This window comes from Bradyrhizobium huanghuaihaiense (genome assembly GCF_025200885.1).
Lineage (GTDB): Bacteria > Pseudomonadota > Alphaproteobacteria > Rhizobiales > Xanthobacteraceae > Bradyrhizobium > Bradyrhizobium huanghuaihaiense.
In genome coordinates this window covers 6,467,880-6,488,983 of record NZ_CP104172.1, presented here as the reverse complement: position 1 = coordinate 6,488,983, position 21,104 = coordinate 6,467,880, and the positions used below count along the sequence as shown (strand labels likewise).

Sequence of the window (21,104 nt, the reverse complement as noted above, 5' to 3'; positions counted from 1 at the left end):
GTTGGATTCGCGGAGATCCCCCTCATCCGAACGTCACGCCTTGCTCAGCCCCGCGGCCTTCATCGCTTCGCCCATCTGGGCATCGCCCTTGTCCATGAAGCCGGCGAAATGGGCCGCGTCGCCCCAGACGGTGCCGAAGCCGCGATTGCTCATGAAGTCCTTGAACTCGGCGGAGTCGTAGACCTTCTTCAGCGCCGCGGTGAGCTTGGTGGCGATCTCCGGCGGCAGGTTCTTCGGTGCGCCGATGCCGCGCCAGGCGCCGGTCGCGTAGTCGATGCCCATCGCCTCCTTCAGCGTCGGCACGTCCTTGAAGATCGGGTTGCGCGCCGGCGCCATGATGGCAAGGCTCCTGGCCTTGCCGGCCTCGATGATGGCGCGCGCCTCCGGCACCGAGCAGGTGGTGAGGTCAAGGCCGCCGGCGGCGAGATCCTGCATCGCAGGGGCCGCGCCGTTCGAGGGCACCCAGGCGACCTGGTTGGCGGGCAGGCCCATGGCCTGCATCCAGCCGACGAGCGCCAGGTGCCAGATGCCGCCCTGACCGGTGCCCGAGGCCTTGAACTTGCCGGGAGGCGCCGCCTTGATCGCTTCGGCGAGCTCCTTCACCGTCTTGTAGGGCGAGGAGGAGGAGACCTGGATGCCCGGCGGGTCCTCGTTCATCAGCGCCAGTGGGGTGTAGCTCTTCGGCGTCAGCTCGGTGAGGCCCTGCCAATGCATCATCGAAATCTCGACCGTGAGCATGCCGATGGTGTAGCCGTCGGGCTGCGCGGTCGCGATCGCGCTATGGCCGACCACGCCGGAGCCACCGGTGCGGTTGACCACGTTGAAGGGCTGGCCGAGATCCTTTTCCAGCAGTGCTGCGACAATGCGCGCCGTCGCATCGGTACCGCCACCGGCGCCCCAGGGCACGATCACGGTGACCGGCCGGGCCGGATAGGCCTGCGCGAGCGCGGGCTTGAACCCGAATGCAGCGGATGCCGCAACGGCGGCGGTCGAAGCCGCAAACGTGCGGCGCGAAATCTTGGACATGAATGCCTCCCAGCGGCGCCCGTAACACCGGGCGCTCTTGTCAATGGCGACATTCTAGTCGGCTTTGCAGCGAGGCTGCAAGGTAGCGCTACCAGTGAGACCAATGCGCTGTGCGAAACCCGGATGCCCACCGGCTGAGCAGTCGGAAATCGGGTGGGTTTACCCACGCGGATCGCGATCAATGGGCGCATCGCCGAAGCCAAGGGCAACCTCCGATGACCCAAGCCTATTACAGCGCCGTGCTGGACCATCCACTGGACACCGTCTGGTCGCTGATCCGCGATTTCAACAACTATCCCGCTTATATCGACGGGGTGAGCGAGAGCGTGATCGAAGACGACAAGCGCGGCGACGAAGTCGGCGCCATCAGACGCTTCTGTTATCTTGGAAACTGGATTCGCCAGCGCCTGGTCGAACACTCGGACCGGCAGCACATCCTGACCTATGCCGGTCTCGAAGCGCTGCCATATCCGCAAGATGACAGAAGCCAGAGCGCAGCGCCGACGCGCTACCAGGGCACGATGCACCTGCGCCCGATCATCGACGGCGACCGCACCCTCATCGAATGGTCGGTCGCCCTCGATACCGAACCGACGGACGCCGATCGCTGGCAGGCCCTGTTTGCCTCCTGGATCCCTGATTGGACGGATTCACTCGCGCGGACACTGGCTCGGGTGCGTCCGCAACACGATTAGCGCCCGCTCACTGCGCCTCCGCGTCACCTTTGGGTCGCGCGCCGCCGAAGACGCGCGCGCCTTCCGCGGTGAGGTAAGGCTTCAGCGTCTCCCAGGGCACGAACGCGACATATTCGCCCTCGGCATAGGGGCCGACCGCATAGGGCGGATAGTGGAAGGAGAGCCCGGAGCTCATGCCCGCCTCGGTCGACGGGGCGAGCGTCACCGCACCGATCTTGAGCAGGCTCGGCTCGACGCCCTTGAACCATTCGTCGGTCGCGGTCTCGCTGGTGTCGCGCTTCTTCTTCTCAGCCTTGAGCGAGGCGATCACGGCCTTGACCATCGCCTTCATGGCGGGACCGCCATCGGCGGTCTCGGTGAAGAACGGGCGGATCGAGATGCGCTTGTTCGCCGTCCTGTCCCACAGGATCGTGTTCACGTCCGAATTGGGGTGGGCGCCGTGGGTGTCCATGTAGTCGTTGCGCAGGATGCTGACATAGCGGTCGGCCACGACGGAACGGATGCTGTATTTGCGCTCAAAGTCCCAGCCGCCGTTCTTGAAGAACTGTGGATCCTCCTTGCGCGAGGCGGCAGCTTCCGCTGCGTTCTTGTCGAGCCACTTCTTGCCCTCGGTCAGGCAGTCCGCAGCCAGCGCCGCATCCGCCTTGATCCCGTCATCGAGGAAGATGCGCGCCTCGATGCTCTTGTTCTTCAGGACGGCATCGGGCTTGGGGTCGGCGGCGAGGGCGGAAAACGCGCATGTTGCGCTCAGCGCCAGGGCGACGCTCAAACCGGTCATGAACTTCAAGGATGGTGCTCCTGCGTGAGCGTCAGAATATTTCGAAAATGTCGCCCGCAATGTGCTCCACAAAGCGAGGTGAAATGGAGTGCCGGACGGTCGCCTGCGTCTGCAAGCCAGTCGCATCCTCGATGATCTGCTCGACATCGATCAAATTGAGCAGCGAGAAGGATGTCTCCGGTTCGACCTCGACAAGGACGTCGATGTCATTGTCCGGGCGGTAATCCTCATTGGCGCGTAAACCCAATACGGCAAGCTTTGACACGCCCTTGCCTTTGATGGCATCGGCGTTCTTGCGTATCGCGGCGACGATCTCGTCACGTGTCATGATACAATCTGGCCGGTTACGCGGCCAGTCTAGCATTTACTCCGCCGCCTCGCTATGCCCGAGCCGCGCGTTCAGCTTCCGGATCAGCTCCTCGGCCGCATCCGCGATCACCGTGCCCGGCGGGAAGATCGCTTCCGCTCCGGCGGCATAGAGCGCGTCGTAATCCTGCGGCGGCACCACGCCGCCGACGATGATCATGATGTCGTCGCGGCCCTGCTTCTTCAGCGCGGCCTTCAGCTCGGGCACGGCCGTGAGGTGGGCGGCGGCCAGCGAAGAGACGCCGAGGATGTGCACGTCGTTCTCGACCGCCTGGCGCGCGGCTTCATCGGCTGTCGCGAACAGCGGGCCGATGTCGACGTCGAAGCCGATATCGGCAAAGGCCGACGCAATTACCTTCTGGCCGCGGTCATGGCCGTCCTGGCCGATCTTGGCGACGAGGATGCGGGGGCGGCGGCCCTCCGCCTCCTCGAACGCGTCGATCAGCGCCTGAACCTTCTCGACCTGGTTGCCCATGCTGGACGCCTCTCGCTTGTAGACGCCGGTGATGGATTTTATTTCGGCGCGGTGGCGGCCGAACACTTTTTCCATTGCGTCAGAGATTTCACCGACGGTCGCCTTTGCCCGGGCCGCGTCGATGGCGAGCGCGAGCAGATTGCCGTTGCCTTCGCCGGCCGACCGCGTCAGCGCGGCGAGCGCGGCTTCGACGTCCTTCTGGTTGCGCTCGGACTTCAGCCGCGTCAGCTTGTCGATCTGCAAGCGCCGGACATTGGTGTTGTCGACCTTCAGGATCTCGATCCTGTCCTCGTCGGTCGGCTTGTACTTGTTGACGCCGATCACCGCCTGCTTGCCGGCATCGATCCGGGCCTGGGTCTTGGCCGAGGCCTCCTCGATGCGCAGTTTCGGCACGCCGGCTTCGATGGCTTTCGCCATGCCGCCGAGCTCCTCGACCTCCTGGATGTGGCTCCAGGCCTTTGCGGCGAGATCGCGCGTGAGGCGTTCGACATAATAGGAGCCGCCCCAGGGATCGATGATCCGCGTGGTGCCGCTTTCTTGCTGCAGGAACAGCTGGGTGTTGCGGGCGATCCGCGCCGAGAAATCCGTCGGCAAGGCCAGCGCCTCGTCGAGCGCGTTGGTGTGCAGGGACTGGGTGTGGCCTTGCGTCGCCGCCATCGCCTCCACCGTCGTGCGCATCACGTTGTTGAAGACGTCCTGCGCGGTCAGCGACCAGCCCGAGGTCTGGCTGTGCGTGCGCAGCGACAGCGAGCGCGGGTCCTTCGGATTGAACGGCTTGAGCAGCTTCGCCCAGAGCAGGCGTGCGGCACGCAGCTTGGCGACTTCCATGAAGAAGTTCATGCCGATCGCCCAGAAGAACGACAGCCGCGGCGCGAAGCGGTCGACATCGAGGCCTGCGGCAAGACCGGCACGCAGATATTCGACGCCGTCGGCGAGCGTATAGGCGAGCTCGAGATCCTGCGTCGCGCCGGCCTCCTGCATGTGGTAGCCGGAAATCGAGATCGAATTGTATTTTGGCATCCTCGTGGAGGTGTAGGCGAAGATGTCCGAGATGATCCGCATCGAGGGCGCAGGTGGATAGATGTAGGTGTTGCGCACCATGAACTCTTTCAGAATGTCGTTCTGAATCGTCCCTGAGAGCTTCTCCGGCGGCACGCCCTGTTCCTCGGCGGCGGCGACGTAGAGCGCGAGGATCGGCAGCACCGCGCCGTTCATGGTCATGGACACGCTCATCTGGTCGAGCGGAATCCCCGCAAACAGCGTGCGCATGTCGTAGATGGAATCGATGGCAACCCCGGCCATGCCGACATCGCCGCCGACGCGCGGATGGTCGCTGTCATAGCCACGATGGGTGGCGAGATCGAAGGCGACCGAGAGGCCCTTCTGTCCGGCCGCGAGGTTACGGCGGTAGAACGCGTTGGAATCCTCAGCCGTCGAGAAGCCGGCATATTGCCTGACGGTCCAGGGCTGGTTGACATACATGGTCGGGTAGGGGCCGCGCAGATAGGGCGCGATGCCCGGATAGGTCTCAAGGAAATCGAGCCCGGCGAGATCCGCCTCGCCATAGGCAGGCTTCACCAGAATGCCCTCCGGCGTCAGCCAAGGCTCGGCGCTGCCTGACGTCGCGGCGGTGGCGCTGCGCTCGAAGGCGACATTTGCGAAATTGGGAATGCGGTTCATGGCTTCAACCATATCATAGGCGCTCAATCATAATCCGGATGCTGATGGCTGACGATGGTCGCCATCTTCTCCGGTCCGTAATTCTGCTGCGTGGTCTGGCTCGGCAAATTGGCGATGCCGACCACCCAGCCGAGGCGGGATTCAGTGCCGTATTGCCGTGTCGGCACCACGTGGTCCGGCCGGTCGAAGGCGCCGGTCATGATCTCGATGCGCGGGCCATCAATGCGGCGGAAGCTCAGGGGCGTGCCGCAGGCGGCGCAGAAATCGCGCATCGCGATCGACGAGGATTGGAACGCCGATGGCGTGCCCTTGGTCCATGCAAAGTCCGTCTTCTCGATGTCCGCGAAGGAGGCAAACGGCGCGCCGCTGGCCTTCTGGCACATCCGGCAATGGCAGATCGAAATCTTGTTCGGCGACGCCGTCAGCGCAAAGCGCACCGCGCCGCATTGGCAGCCACCGGTAAGAACGGGTTTGCTGGTCTCGGTCATGCCATTTCCATCCGTCGATAGGCGTCCTGCAACGTGGCAACCGCATCACCCCCGGCGAAGACAAAACCCGTGACGCCGGCGGCCCGCAGAGCCGCCTCGGCCTCAGTCGGGCGGCCTGCCAGATAGATATGTCGCCCGCCGGCCGATTGCAGGGCCTTCGCCGCAGCTTCGGCGTGTTCCGCATAGACCTTGTCGCTGGAACAAAGGCAGGCAAGCGCAGCGCCGGAGGCCTTGAAGGCGGCGGCCAGCTTGGCCGGATCGGCCAAACCCTCGCTCTCGACGGCCTGGATGCCGCCGGCCTCGAAGAAGCTTTTCGCAAAGGTCGCGCGCGCCGTGAAATCGGCAGGCGTGCCGAGATTGGCCAGGAACACCTTTGGCCGCGCACCGCGCGCCTTCAGCGCCGCATCGGATTTGTCGCGCAGCGCCTCGAACGGCTCTGCCAGCCGGATCGGCGGCAGCGCCTCGAACTTGTATTTCTGTTCCCCGTAAGGCGCGAGCGTAACAGGCGTTGCCTTCAGCACCGCGGTTTCGCTCTCCTGCAAGTTCGGAAACTCGCTGGCGCCGGTCAGAACGTCGCGCCGCTTTGCGATGTTGGCATCGCGCGCCTTTCGCGCGGCCGCGACCTTGCTCTGGAACAGGCCCTGCTGGAGCGCGGCGAAGGCGCCACCGGCTTTCTCGCTCTCCTGGAACAGCGCCCAGGCCGCTTCGCACAGCTGCGCGGTCAGCGTCTCGATGCCGCCTGCGCCGGCCGCGGGATCGCTGACCTTGGCGAGATTGCTCTCCTCCAGCAGCAGGAGTTGCGTGTTGCGCGCCACGCGACGCGCGAACGGATCGGGCAGACCGAGTGTCAGCGTATGCGGCTGCACGGTGATGGCATTGGCACCGGCGAGTCCCGCCGCGAACGTCGCCATGGTCGCGCGCAGCATGTTCACGTAAGGGTCGCGCTGCGTCAGCATGCGCCAAGCCGTATCCGCGGCAATGAACAGCGGCTTTGGCGTCAGCCCGCATGCGGTCTCGATGCGCGCCCACAACAGCCGCAGCGCGCGGAATTTAGCCATGGTCAGGAACTGGTCTGCATCGGCAGAGAGCCGCGCATAGACCATGCCTTGCGCCTGCTCGAGCGGAACGCCGGCACCCTCGATCGCGCGCAGATAGGCGACGCCGCAGGCGAGCACGAAGGCGAGCTCCTGCACTTCCGATCCGCCGGCATCGTGGATCACACGTCCGTCGGCGGAGGCAAACGGCCCCTTGAAGCCGAGTGCGGCCAGACCCTTGATGGCTCCGGTGACGGCGGGAACGATCTCCTCCCACGTATAAGGGCTGTGGCCCCACACCGCGCCGGCCGCGAGTGGATCGAGCCCGAAGCGGATGTTGCAGGCCGCGGGATCGAGGCCGTTGCTCTTCACATATTCCGCGACATGGATCGCGGCCATCCGCGATTGCGGACCGATCTCGAGGTCGATCCCGATTCCGGCGTCGAGATGAATGTCCTTCAGGACCTTTGCGACCGCATCAGCCGTAGGTTCCAGGCCGAAACCGCGAGCGCCGTTGGCGCCGGCGAACACCAGCGCGAGCCCCGTCGCGCCGTTCTCCAGATCCTGCAAGGCCTGCGCATTCGCGAGTGCCGCGTCGGGATGGTCAATCCGCTGCACGATCTGCCACGGTGCTGCCGCCGGCCGTCCCACCACGGGCGCAACGCCCCTGGCGCGCGGATAGAGCGGGTCGATCTTGATGCCGTCATAGGTCTTGCCGACCAGCTTCTCGAACGGCGCGCCCTTCAGCACGCCGTCGACCAGCTTGCGCCAGTCTTCGACGGTGGCCTTGGGAAAATCCGCCGCCAGCGGCAGGTCGTCAGTCACGGAGGTCATGCGGCGAGGGGCTCCCGAAAATCTTGTTATTCGCAGGCGAAATTGCCACGGCCGACCGTCCCTGCAAACGGTTGTTTTTGGTTAACCGGTATCCGGAAGCCGCTCAATGCCTTGCGTCGAGACGCTGGCGAGCCCGTCACGCACACGAATGCCCGAGATCACGCGGTCGGGCGCGATTTCGGCCAGCGGCACCAGCACGAAAGCGCGCTCGAACAGGCGCGGATGCGGCAGCGTCAGGTCGGGCTTCTGCAAGGACACATCGTCGTAGGCGATCATGTCGAGATCGAGCGTGCGCGGGCCCCAGCGCTGCTCCTTGTCCCGCGTGCGGCCGAATTTCTGCTCGACCTTTTGCAGCACGAACAGCAGCGCATGTGGATCGAGGCTGGTCTCGATCTCGACGCAGGCATTGATGAAGGGGGCCTGGTCCTCGTCGCCCCAGGGCGGCGTCGTGTAGTCCGAAGAGCGCGCGATCACCGCAGCCTGCGCCATGCCGCAGATGTGCGCGATCGCCTTTTTGAACGTCGCGCGGACATCGCCGACATTGCCGCCGAGTGCGATCAGCACGCTTGCCATCAGGGATGCCGCGAGCGCGTCAGCATGATGCCGACGTCGTCGAAGATCGCCGCGATTGGCGCGTGCGGCTTGTGCACCGTGATCTTCACCGCACGGATGCGCGGGAAGTGCGACAGGATGGCATCCGCAACCGCGCCGGCCGCGCCTTCCAGCAGCTTGTAATTGGTGTTCTTGAACGCCGCCGTCGTCGTCGACACGACTTCGGCGTAGGACACCGTGTCGGCGAGCCGGTCGGTGCGCGCCGGCTCGGACAGATCGGTGTAGAGTTCGAGGTCGATCACGAAACGCTGGCCGACTTCGGTTTCGTGATCCATCACGCCATGGCGCGCATGGATCGACAGGCCGGTCACGAAGATCGTATCGGTCATTGCTTGCTCTCGATTGCGTGTGCCACCCGCAGGGCCTGCAAGGTCTCGGCGACGTCATGGGTCCGGATGATCCTGGCGCCACGCTGCGCGGCAATCAGGTGCGCGGCGATCGAGCCGGCGAGGCGCTCCGATGGCTCCGACGGCGACACCGAGGCGATGAAGCGCTTTCGCGAGGCACCGACGAGGATCGGCAGGCCGAATATGTCGAGTTCGCGCAGCCGGGCGAGCGCGATCATGCTCTGCTCGGCGGTCTTGCCGAAGCCGATGCCGGGATCAAGCACGATGCTCTCGCGCGCGATGCCGGCCTTCGCGGCGATATCCAGCGAGCGCAGGAAGAATGCTTTCATCTCCGCGACGATGTCGATGGCGGGATCGACGCTGTCGCGGTTGTGCATGACGATGACGGGGACGCCTTTTGCGGCGACCAGCGGCGCCATGTCGGCGTCGCGTTGCAGGCCCCAGACGTCGTTGGCGATCACCGCGCCCTGGTCGAGCGCGAATTTCACCACCTCCGCCTTCATGCTGTCGATCGACACGGGCACGCCGAGCGCGACGACGCCTGCCAGCACCGGTTTCAGCCGGGCAAGCTCGTCCTCGGCCGTCACGGCCTTGGCGCCGGTGTAGGGCCGGGTGGATTCGGCGCCGATGTCGATGATGTCGACGCCAGCCTCGATCATCGCCCGCGCTCGCTTCAACGCCTGCTCAGGTGCGATGAACTGGCCGCCGTCGGAGAACGAATCCGGCGTGATATTGAGCACGCCCATGACCGCCGGGATCGGCCGGCCCACGAGCGTCCGCAGCGCATCAAGCCCGGCCGAGCCGGCCGGCGGGACGGATGGGGAGCGCGAGGCATTCATGCGCGTGGCATTGCGCTGTCGGGAGGGGGGAGTCAAGATGTTGTGGCATTCTCGCGCATCACTCCCGCTGTCGTCCCGGCGAAGGCCGGGACCCATACCGCGGAATCTATCGATTGCGGAAGGGTCGGAGTACCGAACGACTAGTCTTCGCCAAACCACTCCCTGTGGTTATGGGTCCCGGCCTTCGCCGGGACGACACCGAGAAGGTCGCGCGAGAATCCGTCTGCGGAGAGCGCCACCTTAATACGTGATCTTCGGCGGCAGCTTCTTGGCCTTGGCGATGATGTCGCCGACCGACTTCTCCGACGGCAGGATGCGGACCAGCTTCTTCCTCTCGTTGGCCTCGCGCATGCTCTGGGCGAGCCTCGCCGGATTTCGATAGGAGAGCTCGCGCACGGTGGTGACGCCGGCGGCGCGGACCAGGCCGACCTTGGCTCGGCCCATGCCGGGGATGCGCATGTAGTCGGAGACGTTGGCCCATTCCAGCAGCAGCTGCTCGCTGATGCCGGTCTTGGCGGACAGCGCCTTGCGGCCCTTCACGGTCGAGGCGGCGTCGAGCAACGCGGCGGTGGTGCGGATGCCCTGCGCCTTCAGCTTGTTGGCGGCAAAGGAGGGCAGGCCCTCAATCTCGGAGATCGGATATGTCATGATACTCGATATGAAAAGCGTCGCTCAGGCGAACTGGCTGAGGCCCGGCGTCCCCGCGATGATCTTGCCCATCTGATCCGCTCCGATTTTGTCTCGGCCGTAGCGGAAAAGTTCACGGGCAATGGTCTGAATCTCGGACATGCCGAGGCCCAGCCCCATCAGGCGCGTGCCCACAGCCATCAAGCCGCCGCCCATCAGCCGCGACAGTCCGCCGCCGCTTCTGGACGCCTCGATCGCCGCTTCCGCTCCGGGAATCTGATTGATCAGGGCTTCGACGTTCTCGGAAGGGCCTTCGTTGCGGAGAAAGCCCAGGATAATGCCGACGGTCTTTTCGGCCACAGCACTATCTATGCTGGCGTTCGCCGCCAGCCGTCCGATCAGCTCGTCCATATGGCCTGCCCCTCAGCCGGTTCACATGCCGGAGTATTGTTTTCGAAAATGATCTTGAGCCGGTGCGATCTGAAATACAAGCGATGAACGCGACCAACGTCCGATTCACTCCCGAACGCGCGAAAAGTGTTGCAGCGATGCAAGAGCGGAGATGGAATCAGCAAGAAATTACCGCGGTGCGAACGCCTCGTTCCAACTTTCGGCTGATGTCGCGCGCTTGTTTCCGACAATGTCGCATGCTCAGGCCGTGTTGAACGGTTTTAATCGGCGCGCAACATGCGTTAAACTACGGAACTGGCGCATTTGGGTTTCAATACGCGAAACACGGCAGAGAGATCAGAGAGAATAATGACGGCACAGGACAGCAAGCTCGGCGACACTGACGACAAGATCTTCGTCGGCAAGGGAGACGAGCAGGCATGGCTGACGCTGGCGCTCGCCAATCGCCATGGCCTTGTCACCGGCGCAACCGGAACCGGCAAGACGGTATCGCTGCAGGTCATGGCGGAAGGATTTGCGCGCGCCGGTGTCCCGGTCTTCGCCGCCGACATCAAGGGCGATCTCTCCGGCATCTCCGAGATCGGCGTGCCTAAGGACTTCATCGTCAAGCGCGCCTCCGAGATGGGGCTGAAATTCCAGCCCGATCAGTTCTCGACGGTGTTCTGGGACGTGTTCGGCGAGCAGGGCCACCCGGTGCGGGCGACCGTCACCGAGATGGGGCCGCTGCTGCTCGCGCGCATGCTCGATCTCAACGATGTGCAGGAAGGCGTGCTCAACGTCGCCTTCCGCGTCGCCGACGACAACGGGCTGACCCTCATCGACATGAAGGATCTGCGCGCGCTGCTCGATGCCATCGTGCCCGATAGCGGGAAGAAGGGGGCGGATGCCGAGGACAGCCCGCTTGCCGACATCAAGAAGGAGGCGCAGGGCTTCGGCAACGTCACCAAGGCCACCGTCGGCACCATCCAGCGCCAGCTCCTGGTGCTGGAGAACCAGGGCGGCACCAAGTTCTTCGGCGAGCCGGCGCTGGCGCTGAAGGATTTCATGAAGACCGATCGCGACGGCCGCGGCATGGTCAACATCCTGGTCGCCGACAAGCTGCTGCAGAGCCCGCGGCTTTACGCGACATTCCTGCTGTGGATGCTGTCGGAGCTGTTCGAGGAGCTGCCCGAGGCCGGCGACCTGCCGAAGCCCAAGCTGGTGTTCTTCTTCGACGAGGCGCATCTGTTGTTCAACGACGCGCCCAAGGCGCTGATGGACAAGATCGAGCAGGTGGTGCGCCTGATCCGCTCCAAGGGCGTCGGCGTCTATTTCGTAACGCAGAACCCGGTCGACGTGCCGGACCGCGTGCTCGGCCAGCTCGGTAACCGCGTGCAGCATGCGCTGCGCGCCTTCACCCCGCGCGACCAGAAGGCGGTCGCGGCGGCGGCCCAGACCTTCCGCCCCAACCCGAAGCTCGACACCGCCAAGGTCATCACGGAGCTGGGCAAGGGCGAGGCGCTGGTGTCCTTCCTCGAAGGCAACGGCACGCCGACCATGGTCGAGCGTGTCATGATCCGGCCGCCATCGGCCCGGATCGGGTCGATCACGCCGGAGGAGCGCAAGGCGATCATGGATGCAAGCCCGGTGAAGGGCAAATATGACACCGCCGTCGATGCTGAATCCGCCTACGAGATGCTTCAGAAGCGCATCGCCGGCACCGCGGCCACGGCCGACGGTCCGGCTGGCGAAAGCGGTGGCGGCATCCTCGGCCAGATCGGCTCGATCGTCGGCACCATCTTCGGTACCAATGTCAAGCGCGGCCGCCTCTCGACCGGCCAGGTCATTGCGCGCGATGTGACGCGATCGGTGACGAACCAGGTGATTGGCGGGCTGGCCGCCAATGTCGGCAAGTCGGTCGCCGGCCAGCTCGGCGGCTCGATCGGCCGCACCCTGGTCCGCGGTGCGCTCGGCGGGCTGCTGCGGAGATAGGCAGAGCGCCCTCTTGGGGCAATCCGTGTTCGGTCGGCTTGACTTCGGCCTGCATGGTTCGCCCGGCGATGCGAAGCATCGTCCGGGCCCGCTGCGCGGGCTCCTCACCATGAGGGTCTGAGATCTTGCCGCGAAACGAGACCTCATTCTGAGGAGCCCGCCAAAGGCGGGCGTCTCGAAGGATGGCCGCGGGGAAACGACCCATCACCACCAGCACAATTTCAAGTGAGGGGCTCTCCAAGCCCGCGCCGGTCTGCTACGTGCTATTTGTTGCCGACTGGACATAATGTGACCTCGACCGACCCATTCCCCAAGCCTGATGCGCCGAGACGCCTGTCGCTGCGTGCGCCGCTGGACCTGCTTTTCCTCCTCTGCTGTGTCATTCTGACCGCCGACGTTCTCGTTCCGGAGATCTTCGGCCACGGCAAGACCAAGGACTACGGGCTGTGGTACTGGGCCGGGCAGCAGGTTCTGAACGGCGGGCCGCTCTATCCCGCCGACATCCACTCGTATTTTGAATTCATCTATCCGCCGCTTCCCGCCATCCTGCTCGCGATCCCGAGCTGGTTCGGCAAGATCCCGCTCTACATCGTGCTGTCGATCCTGAATGTGCTGGCGTGGTGGTACACCGGCACATTGTCCAATGCGATGACCGGCTCGGGCCGCACGGCTGGCCCTTGGCTCGAGGCACTGCCGGCTTTCGTTACGGTGACCTTCGTGTTCGACATGTTCGACCTCGGCCAGCCGAACCTTCTGCTGCTGGCGATGATGCTCTACGGTTTCTGGAGCCTGCAGCATCAGCGAGCGTGGCTCGCAGGCTTCATGTTCGCGCTCGCCACCGCCATCAAGGTGTTTCCGATCGCGGTGCTGCCCTATCTGATGTGGCGGAGGAAGTGGGCCGCCGTCGCCGCGACGGTCGCCTTCACCGGCATCCTTCTCTATGTCGTGCCGGCCCCGATCCGCGGTTTCGAGCGCAACGCGGCCGAACTCAAGACCTGGTATCAAGGCATGGTCGGGTCGAGCTCGGAAAGGGGCTTTGGCCAGCGCGACGAGCAGAACTGGTCGTGGGTCAATCAGTCCCTCATCGCCGTGACGCATCGCCTCGTCCGCCCGATCAACTATAATCAGGAGGATCCGAACAAGCCGCCGCGCACGATGAATGTCATCGACGTTGATTACAAAACGGCGAACTTGATCGTGCTGGCTGTCTCAGTCCTGCTCGGGCTCGGCTTCGTTGCGGTCATGCCGCCGCGACGACGGCGAACGGCGCGCTCGGATGCCGAGGAGCTCGGCATCCTGTTCTGCCTGATGACCGTGGCCTCGCCGCTCGCGCGGCAATACTACTTCATGTGGCTGTTCTTCCCGATGACGGTGCTGATGCATCGTGCCGCCTTCGACGAGCGGGCGAATGTGCGGCTGGGAACCTGGCTCGCGCTGGGCGCGGCCGGCACCCTCATGCTGCTGGCGCTGCCGTGGTTTCCCAATGTCATCCAGGCCTGGGGCAACAACCTCGCCGCCACGGCCATTCTTGCCGGGAGCCTCGCATGGCACATGCGGCATCCGCCGGTTGCCGCTGGCTCCGGGCCTGCGACGGGGCTAAAACCCAACAATCTTGAGAAGCCGTCTTGAGACTCAATAGTCAGGAATCCGACAATGGCCAATGCGCAGCTTCAATCCGTGCTCGACCACATCGACAAGGATTTTGACAACAGCCTGGAGCGTCTGTTCTCGCTGTTGCGGATCAAGTCGATCTCCGCGGATCCGGCCTTTGCGGCCGATTGCAAGGCGGCGGCCGAGCATCTGGCCAAGGATATCGCCAGCCTCGACGTCGCCACCGAAGTGCGCCCCACTGCCGGCCATCCCGCTATCGTCGGCAAGACCAAGGCGGGCGGACGGCCGCATGTGATCTTCTACGGCCATTACGACGTGCAGCCGGTCGATCCGGAAAATCTCTGGAACCGTCCGCCGTTCGAGCCCGTGGTCACCGACCACGCCGACGGCCGCAAGATCATCGTCGCCCGCGGCGCCGAAGACGACAAGGGCCAGGTCATGACCTTCGTCGAAGCCTGCCGCGCCTGGAAGAAGGTGACGGGCTCGCTGCCGATCGACGTCACTTTCCTGATCGAAGGCGAGGAGGAGGTCGGCTCGAAGAATTTCGTGCCCTTCATCGAGGCCAACAAGGACGAGTTCAAGGCCGACTACGTGCTGGTCTGCGACACCGGCATGTGGGACCGCAACACGCCCGCGATCACGACCTCGCTGCGCGGCCTGCTCTACGAAGAGCTGAAGATCACCGCCGCCAACCGCGATCTGCATTCCGGCGTGTTCGGCGGCAGCGCGATGAATCCGATCCGGGTGCTCACCAAGATTCTCGGCGGCCTGTTCGACGACGACAACCGCATCACCATTCCCGGCTTCTATGACGGGGTGAAGGATCTGCCGCCCGATATCCTGGAGCAGTGGAAGAAGCTCAACCTGACGCCGGAGATGTTCTTGAAGCCGATCGGCCTGTCGATCCCGGCCGGCGAGAAGGGCCGGTTGCTGATCGAGCAGGCCTCCTCGCGTCCGACCTGCGACGTCAACGGCATCTGGGGCGGCTACATCGGCGAGGGCTCCAAGACGGTGATCCCCTCGCATGCTTCCGCCAAGGTCTCGTTCCGCCTGGTCGAAGGGCAGGATCCCGCAAAGATCCGCAAGGCCTTCCGCGACTATGTGACGGCGCGCCTTCCCGGCGACTGCAAGGTCGAGTTCGGCGACCACTCCGCCGCGCCCGCGGTCGCGCTCGACTGGAACATGAAGCCGCTCGCAGCCGCCAGCAAGGCGCTGGCGGAGGAATGGGGCAAGGAGACCGTGCTGATGGGCTCCGGCGCCTCGATCCCGATCGTCGCCGACTTCAAGCGTACGCTTGGCCTCGACTCGCTGCTGGTCGGCTTCGGCCTCGACGACGACAACATCCATTCGCCGAACGAGAAGTACGACCTCCGCAGCTTCCAGAAGGGCATCCGCTCCTGGGCCCGGATTCTCGCAGCGCTGGCGGAGGTGAAGTAAGCACGGTGCCGTAGGCACCAGTGCCGTAGGGTGGGCAAAGCGCAGCGTGCCCACCACTTCCCAAATGAGCTGCAAGATCGTGGGCACGGCGCTGCGCGCCTTTGCCCACCCTACGAGACCTCTCCTCGTCATTGCGAGCGAAAGCGAAGCAATCCAGAAATCCCTCCGCGGAGACAGTCTGGATTGCTTCGCTGCGCTCGCAATGACGGGGCAGGCGGCCGGCCAAAAATAAAAACGCCGCCCGGAATTGGGCGGCGTTTCATTCCAAAAGGCGTAGAGGTTCGTTGAGCGCTACCCTACACCAAATCCGGAAAATCTCAAGACCGGTAGCCGGGATTGACGCGGTCGAGCTTGCGCAGCAGCGGCGGCCACACGAGGTTGTTGGCGCGCAGCTCGGCGCGGTCGCGGTTCGCGAGCAGCTCGGTGTTCTTCTCGATCGCGATCTCCTCGACCGGATACACCGGCGTGCCCAGCGCGCGCGTGCGCACCTGCATCGAGCAGGCGCGCTCGAGGTGATACATGCGCTCGAAGGCGGAGGCGACCGAGCGGCCGACGGTCAGCGTGCCGTGGTTGCGCAGGAGCATGTGATTGTGGTCGCCGAGGTCCTTCTGCAGCCGCGGCCGCTCCTCGTGATCAAGCGCGATGCCTTCATAGTCGTGATAGGCGAGGTCGTGGGTGACGAGCTGCGCGGTCTGGTTCAGCGGCAGCAGGCCTTCCGCGCTGCTCGACACCGCGGTGCCGTCGAGGGTGTGGAGATGCAGCACGCAGATCGCGTCCTCGCGTACCTCGTGGATCGCCGAATGGATGGTGAAGCCGGCCGGATTGATGCTGTACTCGCTCTCGGAGAGCTGGTTGCCGTGCAAATCGACCTTGACGAGGCTCGAGGCCGTGATCTCCTCGAACATCAGCCCGTAGGGGTTGATGAGGAAGTGGTGGTCGGGACCGGGAACGCGCGCGGAGATGTGGGTATCGACCAGATCGTCCCAGCCGTACAGCGCGACGAGGCGATAGCAGGCGGCGAGGTTGACCCGTTGCTGCCACTCGGCCTCCGTCATGTTGGAGGGCATTTCCCTCAGGCGGGCTTCTGCTGGTGACATGGCAATTCTCTCCGAACCTCGTTGTTGCGGAGCGAGAGCCTAGACTTGGGTGAGGCTGGCAGCAAGGCGGTCAAATCGCAGCAGCCAAGCGTAGCCCGCATGAGCGAAAGCGATATGCGGGGGACCGCGCGAAAGGTCCCGGATGTCGCTTCGCTCATCCGGGCTACGGGACTGTCCCGGAATTCGGAACTGCAGGAGAGGAATCTTACGGCGCGGGGATCGAGAGCAGGCTGGAAATGCTGCGGCCGCGGATGTCGTAGACGCGGGCGAACACCACGTCGTCGCGCTTGATCTCGACCATGACCGGCGCGGTGAGGCCCTTGCAGTAGAACTCGCCGAGCGTCATGGCGAAATCGGCCGCATTGGAATCCCAGCCGATGGTGAAGTCGGGCCCGAGCGCGACCTGCGCCGGACGCTGCGGACCGCACACGGCGACCTTCCATTTGCGATTGACGGGCGGAACTTCCTGGCGCTCGACCAGCTGCTCGCGCAGCTCGTCCGAGGCCTGCTTCAGCGCGAGGCCCCAATAGTCCAGCATGAAGCGATCGTCTGCGGCGCGCACGGTGCCGGCGATATGGTTGAAGTGGGTGTACTGGTAGGGGTGCAGCCGGATCATCTCGGCGAGCGAGAGCGCGAGGCCGAAGCAGAAGGTCGCGAGGACGACCGGCTGCCAGGTGCGGTGGTTGGCGCGCAGGCGCTCCATGCTCCAGGCGAAGGCGACGCCGCCCAGCACCGCCATCGGCGGGATCACGAAGACGAAATGGCGGATGCCGTTGTAGAGCGCGGGACGCTTCACCATCGCGATCGCGAGCGGCAGGGTCGCAGCCAGCGTCAGCATCAGGAGAATGGTCTTGCGGCGGGCCGGAACGTCGCCGCGCGGCAGCAGCGCGAAGGTGCTGACCACGGCGCCGCCCATCAGCACCAGCATCACCTCTGGCAGCTGCAGCGCGAACAGCGTCGGCAGGTAGGACCAGGGCATGTCGGGCACGGACACGATCGCGCCGTCGAACATCTCCTTCCACGGCTTCTCGAAGAAGTGCGAGAAGTAGGTCAGCGCCTCGAACGGATTGCCGGGCTCCATGATCGACCACGGCCAGATCAGGCCCATCACGAGATAGCCGACCACGAGACCGGGCAGCAGCACATAGACGACATGGGCGAAGCGGCGGACCGATTCGCGCAGGCCCTCGGTGCGCAGTTCCTCCAGGAACAGCGGGATGAAACCGAGGATGGCGTAGACCAGTGCGAGCCCGCCGAGAACGCGGCAGCCGAGCGAAAGACCGGCTCCTAAGCCGACGATGAGGATCGTGCGCGGCGAAGGCTGCGGATATTCCTCGGCGAGCCGGACCAGGCCCAGCATCAGGATGATCATGGCCACCGCGAAGGGCGCATCCTTCGGGTTCATGAACATGTGGCCGTAGAAGATCGGGCACAGCGCGAGCAGCAGGAGCGATGCAAGACCCGCGAGTGGGCCGCCGACGCGGCGGCCGAGCCGCCAGGTCACCGCAAGTCCGACCACCCCGACGATCGCTCCGACCAGGCGGCGCGTCTCGAACAGCTCGAGCGGGAGCACCTTGTGCAGGAGAGCCGCGACCATGTCGAAGCCGCCGCCATACATGTAGAGATTGGCGAAGGAGAGCGCCGCAGTGTCCTTGAAGCCGGACCCGAACATGCGCAGCAACAGGTCGGCATATTCAGCGTGGGTGTAATCGTCCCAGCCGAGCCCGTAGTCGCGGAAGGTCAAGCCTGCAATCACGGCGACCGCGGCCAGCACCAGCATGGCGAGATCGTCGCAAGTCCGTTCGACCGAGCGCCGCAGAGGCGTGTCGATCGCCGAAGTCGTGATGGATGTCATGGCTATTGGTGACCCGGAATCCCCTCTTGGCCCAGCTGGTGCGCGCGGGCCACTTCCCCGGTCTCCCTATAGCGCAGTTCCATTACCAAGTAATTGGGCATTATGGCTAAATTCCTGATGCGACGCAGCAAATCCTTGCAACCGGGAGCTTCCCAACAGTAGCGAGCCGTAGCTGAAGGGAATGTGAATAAGTCCCTGATTTCCTTCTCTTTAGGAACGCCGACCACAATTCACGGTTGGCGTGGAACGCCGTATGACGGTATCGTGGCGTGACGGGTGTCGCGTGTGGATGCGCGGCCGGGGATGAGTTCGATGAGCTTGGCAATGTTGATCGTGGGGATTGTCGCCGTGGTGGCGGGCCTCCTTGCGATCCTGTTTGGCTTCACCGTGAGGGAATTCAGCCTCGGCAGCACTCTCATAATCTCCGGCACGATCGGCGTCTGCTCCGGGATGTTACTGGCCGGCCTGCACCTGGTGCTGCTGGAGCTGAAGGGCATCGCCCGGCGGCTCGCCGGCGCACCGTCCGAGGTTCGGGTCAGGCCCGTGCTGCCGGGCCTCGCGGTGCCGGGCGCGGCTGCGTCCGAGCCGATGCCTGCTCCGGCCATGCGGGCCGAGCCGACGCCTCCGCCATCGCCGGCAACGGCGCCGCCATGGCTGGGCGAAGCGCCGGCGCGGGAGCGTCCGCGCGCCGAGCCGCCGCCGGAGCCGGTCGCACCGACGCCTCCTGCGGCGCCGGAACCGCCGCGCCGTCGCAACCTGATGTTCGCCTCGACCTCACGCAAGGAGCGCGAGCGCGCGGAGGCCAAGGCCGTCGAGGGCGCGCCGCCGACTGCAGAGCCCGCAGCACCTGCCGCGCCGGACACCCCGCCTGCGAGCTTCGACGATGCCTGGCCGAAGCCGGATCGCATGCGCCCGCCGGAACCGCCGGCTTCCGCACGCCGTCCGCCCCCGCCACCGCGCTCGCCCTCGACCTTCACCGAGGCTCCCCCGCCGCCGCCTGCACCCGAGCCGGAGCCGGCGGCCGAACAGCCGCCCGTGACGGTGCTCAAATCCGGTATCGTCGACGGTATGGCCTATTCGCTCTTTTCCGACGGCTCGATCGAGGCACAAATGCCGGAAGGCATGATGCGCTTTGCCTCGATCGACGAGTTGCGCGCGCATCTCGATCAGCGGTCCTGAGATCTGAGGTACGCAAGTCCGGGCTACGCAAGTAAAGCGCGACCGTTCTTGTCACGTCGCCAGTCGTCAGCTCATATTCGCCAGTTGTCGTATTTTCGCCGAACGTATTGTTGACACGGAATACTTTGGCGTCGTCAATCCCGCGCGGCGCAACAGGGAAGGGGCAAGCCCATGTCGGATGCCGGGACTAAGAATTTCATCGAGCTGACGGCGAGCATCGTGTCGGCCTATCTCGGCAACAATCCGACGCCGGCCGCCGAGATTCCGAACCTGATCAGCCAGGTGCACGGCGCCCTGGTGCGGGTCTCGACGGGCCGCACCGAGGCGGCGCCGCTCGAGCCGGCAAAGCCTGCTGTGTCGCTGAAGAAGTCGATCGCGCCCGATTATCTCGTCTGCCTGGAAGACGGCAAGCGCTTCAAGTCGCTGAAGCGCCATCTGCGCACGCAGTACAACATGACGCCGGAGCAGTATCGCGAGAAATGGGGCCTGCCGGCCGACTATCCCATGGTCGCGCCGAACTACGCAGTGGCGCGCTCGCAGCTTGCCAAGCAGATGGGCCTCGGGCAGCAGCAGCGGAAGCGGAAGTAGTTCAGGTCGAGATCCCGTAGGTGGGCAAAGGCGCTCTTGCGCCGTGCCCACGAATTCTCACCAATCACACGCAAATGGTGGGCACGCTCCGCTTTGCCCACCCTACGGGTCTGCCGTCACGGCACCAGACGTGCGCTCCTCACGATGGCTGTCTAGGACGCTTCCGCGAGCGCCTCTTTCGCATCCGTTTTGATGCGCTCGACCATCGAGCGCAGGCCGTTGGAGCGCTGCGGCGTCAGATGATCGCGGAAGCCGAACTCGTTGAACACGGCGATCGCGTCGGTCGCGAGGATTTCCTGCGGCGTGCGGCCGGAATAGAGAGCGAGCACGATCGCGACCAGCCCGCGCACGATATGGGCGTCGCTGTCGCCGCGATATTTCAGGATCGGCGCGCCATTGCTGCGGTCGACCAGCTTCTGCAGCCAGACCTGGCTGACGCAGCCCTGCACCTTGTTCTCGGCGGAGTGCTCCGCCTCCGGCAGCGGTTCCAGGGTGCGGCCGAGCTCGATGACATACCGGTAGCGGTCGTCCCACTCGTCCAGAATCTCGAAATTGTCCCTGATTTCGTCGATCGTCGTCATATTGGCCCACGGTTCCGGTTAAGGCCAATATAGGGACGCGAAGCCGTGAAATCGATAGGGTTTGGGCCCTAATTCGCTGCCTGAGGGCCGCGCCATTCCAGCGCAAGGTCGTCCTGGGTCAGGGTGTCGCGCGGCGCCTCGCTGGCGGCCGCGTCGCCTTCGCCGGCCATCGCGATCGAGCCGGTATGGTCGGGTGCCTTCTTATGGTCGTTCTTGGGGCCGTCGTTCTTGTCGTTGGTGATCTGCTCCTTCTTGTCGTTGATGATCTGGTAGATTTTCTTCGCGCCGTCCTGGGCGCGCTGGCCGATGATGGTCGCGGCCTGGCCGCCGACCTCGCAGGCCGCCGGCTGGCGCTTGCAGAACTGGGTCATGTCGGAGACGGCCGCGGTCGCAGCCGAGACCGCATCGGCGGCGCCGATCTGCGGCAGCTTCTCCGATTCGGGTGTCTTGTCCCTGGGCAGGAGCACCAGCACCAGCCCGAGCCAGAATGTGATGCGGAGCAGAAAGCGCATCTTGTCGACCTGTACTTTAGATCCCGCCGCGGCGATCTCCGCGGGCTTGCGACCTAGCAAC

21 protein-coding genes are annotated in these 21,104 nt (G+C 64.8%); 6 read left to right on the top strand and 15 right to left on the bottom strand.

What is annotated here, in order from left to right:
• Positions 1–33: 33 nt before the first annotated feature.
• Positions 34–1,026: a tripartite tricarboxylate transporter substrate binding protein gene (locus N2603_RS30720; protein ID WP_018647964.1), complete on the bottom strand. Its 993-nt coding sequence runs from the start codon at positions 1,024–1,026 to the stop codon at positions 34–36.
• 215 nt (positions 1,027–1,241) lie between these two features.
• On the opposite strand from N2603_RS30720, the gene N2603_RS30715 reads away from it, so the two are divergent.
• A complete protein-coding gene (locus tag N2603_RS30715) occupies positions 1,242–1,721 on the top strand; it encodes an SRPBCC family protein (protein ID WP_260385072.1) in 480 nt (159 codons plus the stop codon).
• A gap of 7 nt (positions 1,722–1,728) precedes the next feature.
• On the opposite strand, the gene N2603_RS30710 is transcribed toward N2603_RS30715, so the two are convergent.
• The 10 genes from N2603_RS30710 to N2603_RS30665 form a co-directional block, all read right to left on the bottom strand.
• Positions 1,729–2,499 (bottom strand): RsiV family protein, encoded by a 771-nt coding sequence (locus N2603_RS30710; protein WP_260424301.1) that lies wholly within the window; start codon positions 2,497–2,499, stop codon positions 1,729–1,731.
• A gap of 31 nt (positions 2,500–2,530) precedes the next feature.
• The gene (locus N2603_RS30705) at positions 2,531–2,827 is read right to left on the bottom strand and encodes a nucleotidyltransferase family protein (protein WP_018647961.1); all 297 of its coding nucleotides are present in this window, start codon (positions 2,825–2,827) and stop codon (positions 2,531–2,533) included.
• A gap of 36 nt (positions 2,828–2,863) precedes the next feature.
• Positions 2,864–5,020, bottom strand: a complete 2,157-nt coding sequence (scpA, locus tag N2603_RS30700) for a methylmalonyl-CoA mutase (protein ID WP_260424300.1) — start codon at positions 5,018–5,020, stop codon at positions 2,864–2,866.
• A gap of 23 nt (positions 5,021–5,043) precedes the next feature.
• Positions 5,044–5,508: a GFA family protein gene (locus N2603_RS30695; protein WP_260385071.1), complete on the bottom strand. Its 465-nt coding sequence runs from the start codon at positions 5,506–5,508 to the stop codon at positions 5,044–5,046.
• Complete coding sequence (locus tag N2603_RS30690) at positions 5,505–7,376, bottom strand: methylmalonyl-CoA mutase family protein (protein WP_260385070.1); 1,872 nt, start codon at positions 7,374–7,376, stop codon at positions 5,505–5,507. Before N2603_RS30690 ends, N2603_RS30695 begins: the two co-directional genes overlap by 4 nt.
• A gap of 81 nt (positions 7,377–7,457) precedes the next feature.
• Positions 7,458–7,949 carry a 2-amino-4-hydroxy-6-hydroxymethyldihydropteridine diphosphokinase gene (gene folK, locus N2603_RS30685; RefSeq protein WP_260385069.1) on the bottom strand — a complete coding sequence of 164 codons (492 nt, stop codon included), beginning with the start codon at positions 7,947–7,949 and terminating at the stop codon, positions 7,458–7,460.
• Complete coding sequence (gene folB, locus N2603_RS30680) at positions 7,949–8,317, bottom strand: dihydroneopterin aldolase (protein ID WP_018647956.1); 369 nt, start codon at positions 8,315–8,317, stop codon at positions 7,949–7,951. The genes folK and folB overlap by 1 nt, the downstream gene beginning before the upstream one ends.
• Complete coding sequence (gene folP / locus N2603_RS30675; RefSeq protein ID WP_260385068.1) at positions 8,314–9,174, bottom strand: dihydropteroate synthase; 861 nt, start codon at positions 9,172–9,174, stop codon at positions 8,314–8,316. The genes folB and folP overlap by 4 nt, the downstream gene beginning before the upstream one ends.
• Before the next feature lie 240 nt (positions 9,175–9,414).
• Positions 9,415–9,822, bottom strand: coding sequence for a DUF4332 domain-containing protein (locus tag N2603_RS30670; RefSeq protein WP_260385067.1), 408 nt, complete (start codon positions 9,820–9,822; stop codon positions 9,415–9,417).
• Between the two features lie 24 nt (positions 9,823–9,846).
• Positions 9,847–10,212, bottom strand: a complete 366-nt coding sequence (locus N2603_RS30665) for a hypothetical protein (RefSeq protein WP_018647953.1) — start codon at positions 10,210–10,212, stop codon at positions 9,847–9,849.
• Between the two features lie 348 nt (positions 10,213–10,560).
• Here N2603_RS30665 and N2603_RS30660 point away from each other — a divergent pair, with 348 nt between their 5' ends.
• The 3 genes from N2603_RS30660 to N2603_RS30650 all read left to right on the top strand — a co-directional run bounded on the left by N2603_RS30660 (position 10,561) and on the right by N2603_RS30650 (position 15,231).
• On the top strand, positions 10,561–12,183 hold the full coding sequence (locus N2603_RS30660) for a DUF853 domain-containing protein (protein ID WP_260385066.1): 1,623 nt from the start codon (positions 10,561–10,563) through the stop codon (positions 12,181–12,183).
• A 288-nt stretch (positions 12,184–12,471) separates the two neighbouring features.
• Positions 12,472–13,812, top strand: coding sequence for a glycosyltransferase family 87 protein (locus tag N2603_RS30655; protein ID WP_260385065.1), 1,341 nt, complete (start codon positions 12,472–12,474; stop codon positions 13,810–13,812).
• Positions 13,813–13,836: 24 nt separating this feature from the next.
• Positions 13,837–15,231, top strand: coding sequence for a M20/M25/M40 family metallo-hydrolase (locus tag N2603_RS30650; protein WP_260385064.1), 1,395 nt, complete (start codon positions 13,837–13,839; stop codon positions 15,229–15,231).
• A 317-nt stretch (positions 15,232–15,548) separates the two neighbouring features.
• Here the strand turns inward: N2603_RS30650 and N2603_RS30645 are convergent, their stop codons facing one another.
• Together N2603_RS30645 and N2603_RS30640 are read right to left on the bottom strand one after the other, a co-directional pair.
• Positions 15,549–16,328: a class II aldolase/adducin family protein gene (locus N2603_RS30645; RefSeq protein ID WP_018647949.1), complete on the bottom strand. Its 780-nt coding sequence runs from the start codon at positions 16,326–16,328 to the stop codon at positions 15,549–15,551.
• Positions 16,329–16,533: 205 nt separating this feature from the next.
• Positions 16,534–18,183: a glycosyltransferase family 39 protein gene (locus N2603_RS30640; RefSeq protein WP_260385063.1), complete on the bottom strand. Its 1,650-nt coding sequence runs from the start codon at positions 18,181–18,183 to the stop codon at positions 16,534–16,536.
• A 312-nt stretch (positions 18,184–18,495) separates the two neighbouring features.
• Here N2603_RS30640 and N2603_RS30635 point away from each other — a divergent pair, with 312 nt between their 5' ends.
• Together N2603_RS30635 and N2603_RS30630 are read left to right on the top strand one after the other, a co-directional pair.
• Entirely contained in the window at positions 18,496–19,362 is an 867-nt protein-coding gene (locus tag N2603_RS30635) for a DUF308 domain-containing protein (RefSeq protein WP_260385062.1), read from the top strand.
• 171 nt (positions 19,363–19,533) lie between these two features.
• Entirely contained in the window at positions 19,534–19,950 is a 417-nt protein-coding gene (locus tag N2603_RS30630) for a Ros/MucR family transcriptional regulator (RefSeq protein WP_260385061.1), read from the top strand.
• 152 nt (positions 19,951–20,102) lie between these two features.
• Here the strand turns inward: N2603_RS30630 and N2603_RS30625 are convergent, their stop codons facing one another.
• Together N2603_RS30625 and N2603_RS30620 are read right to left on the bottom strand one after the other, a co-directional pair.
• The gene (locus tag N2603_RS30625; RefSeq protein ID WP_260385060.1) at positions 20,103–20,531 is read right to left on the bottom strand and encodes a SufE family protein; all 429 of its coding nucleotides are present in this window, start codon (positions 20,529–20,531) and stop codon (positions 20,103–20,105) included.
• 68 nt (positions 20,532–20,599) lie between these two features.
• Positions 20,600–21,043 carry a DUF5330 domain-containing protein gene (locus N2603_RS30620; protein WP_018647859.1) on the bottom strand — a complete coding sequence of 148 codons (444 nt, stop codon included), beginning with the start codon at positions 21,041–21,043 and terminating at the stop codon, positions 20,600–20,602.
• Between the last annotated feature and the right edge of the window lie 61 nt (positions 21,044–21,104).

What these genes read in the sequence shown, in the direction of transcription:
- N2603_RS30720 (WP_018647964.1), bottom strand. Translation starts at nt 1,026, where the DNA reads ATGTCCAAGATTTCGCGCCGCACGTTTGCGGCTTCGACCGCCGCCGTT.
- N2603_RS30715 (WP_260385072.1), top strand. Translation starts at nt 1,242, where the DNA reads ATGACCCAAGCCTATTACAGCGCCGTGCTGGACCATCCACTGGACACC.
- N2603_RS30710 (WP_260424301.1), bottom strand. Translation starts at nt 2,499, where the DNA reads ATGACCGGTTTGAGCGTCGCCCTGGCGCTGAGCGCAACATGCGCGTTT.
- N2603_RS30705 (WP_018647961.1), bottom strand. Translation starts at nt 2,827, where the DNA reads ATGACACGTGACGAGATCGTCGCCGCGATACGCAAGAACGCCGATGCC.
- scpA (WP_260424300.1), bottom strand. Translation starts at nt 5,020, where the DNA reads ATGAACCGCATTCCCAATTTCGCAAATGTCGCCTTCGAGCGCAGCGCC.
- N2603_RS30695 (WP_260385071.1), bottom strand. Translation starts at nt 5,508, where the DNA reads ATGACCGAGACCAGCAAACCCGTTCTTACCGGTGGCTGCCAATGCGGC.
- N2603_RS30690 (WP_260385070.1), bottom strand. Translation starts at nt 7,376, where the DNA reads ATGACCTCCGTGACTGACGACCTGCCGCTGGCGGCGGATTTTCCCAAG.
- folK (WP_260385069.1), bottom strand. Translation starts at nt 7,949, where the DNA reads ATGGCAAGCGTGCTGATCGCACTCGGCGGCAATGTCGGCGATGTCCGC.
- folB (WP_018647956.1), bottom strand. Translation starts at nt 8,317, where the DNA reads ATGACCGATACGATCTTCGTGACCGGCCTGTCGATCCATGCGCGCCAT.
- folP (WP_260385068.1), bottom strand. Translation starts at nt 9,174, where the DNA reads ATGAATGCCTCGCGCTCCCCATCCGTCCCGCCGGCCGGCTCGGCCGGG.
- N2603_RS30670 (WP_260385067.1), bottom strand. Translation starts at nt 9,822, where the DNA reads ATGACATATCCGATCTCCGAGATTGAGGGCCTGCCCTCCTTTGCCGCC.
- N2603_RS30665 (WP_018647953.1), bottom strand. Translation starts at nt 10,212, where the DNA reads ATGGACGAGCTGATCGGACGGCTGGCGGCGAACGCCAGCATAGATAGT.
- N2603_RS30660 (WP_260385066.1), top strand. Translation starts at nt 10,561, where the DNA reads ATGACGGCACAGGACAGCAAGCTCGGCGACACTGACGACAAGATCTTC.
- N2603_RS30650 (WP_260385064.1), top strand. Translation starts at nt 13,837, where the DNA reads ATGGCCAATGCGCAGCTTCAATCCGTGCTCGACCACATCGACAAGGAT.
- N2603_RS30645 (WP_018647949.1), bottom strand. Translation starts at nt 16,328, where the DNA reads ATGTCACCAGCAGAAGCCCGCCTGAGGGAAATGCCCTCCAACATGACG.
- N2603_RS30640 (WP_260385063.1), bottom strand. Translation starts at nt 18,183, where the DNA reads ATGACATCCATCACGACTTCGGCGATCGACACGCCTCTGCGGCGCTCG.
- N2603_RS30635 (WP_260385062.1), top strand. Translation starts at nt 18,496, where the DNA reads ATGAGCTTGGCAATGTTGATCGTGGGGATTGTCGCCGTGGTGGCGGGC.
- N2603_RS30630 (WP_260385061.1), top strand. Translation starts at nt 19,534, where the DNA reads ATGTCGGATGCCGGGACTAAGAATTTCATCGAGCTGACGGCGAGCATC.
- N2603_RS30625 (WP_260385060.1), bottom strand. Translation starts at nt 20,531, where the DNA reads ATGACGACGATCGACGAAATCAGGGACAATTTCGAGATTCTGGACGAG.
- N2603_RS30620 (WP_018647859.1), bottom strand. Translation starts at nt 21,043, where the DNA reads ATGCGCTTTCTGCTCCGCATCACATTCTGGCTCGGGCTGGTGCTGGTG.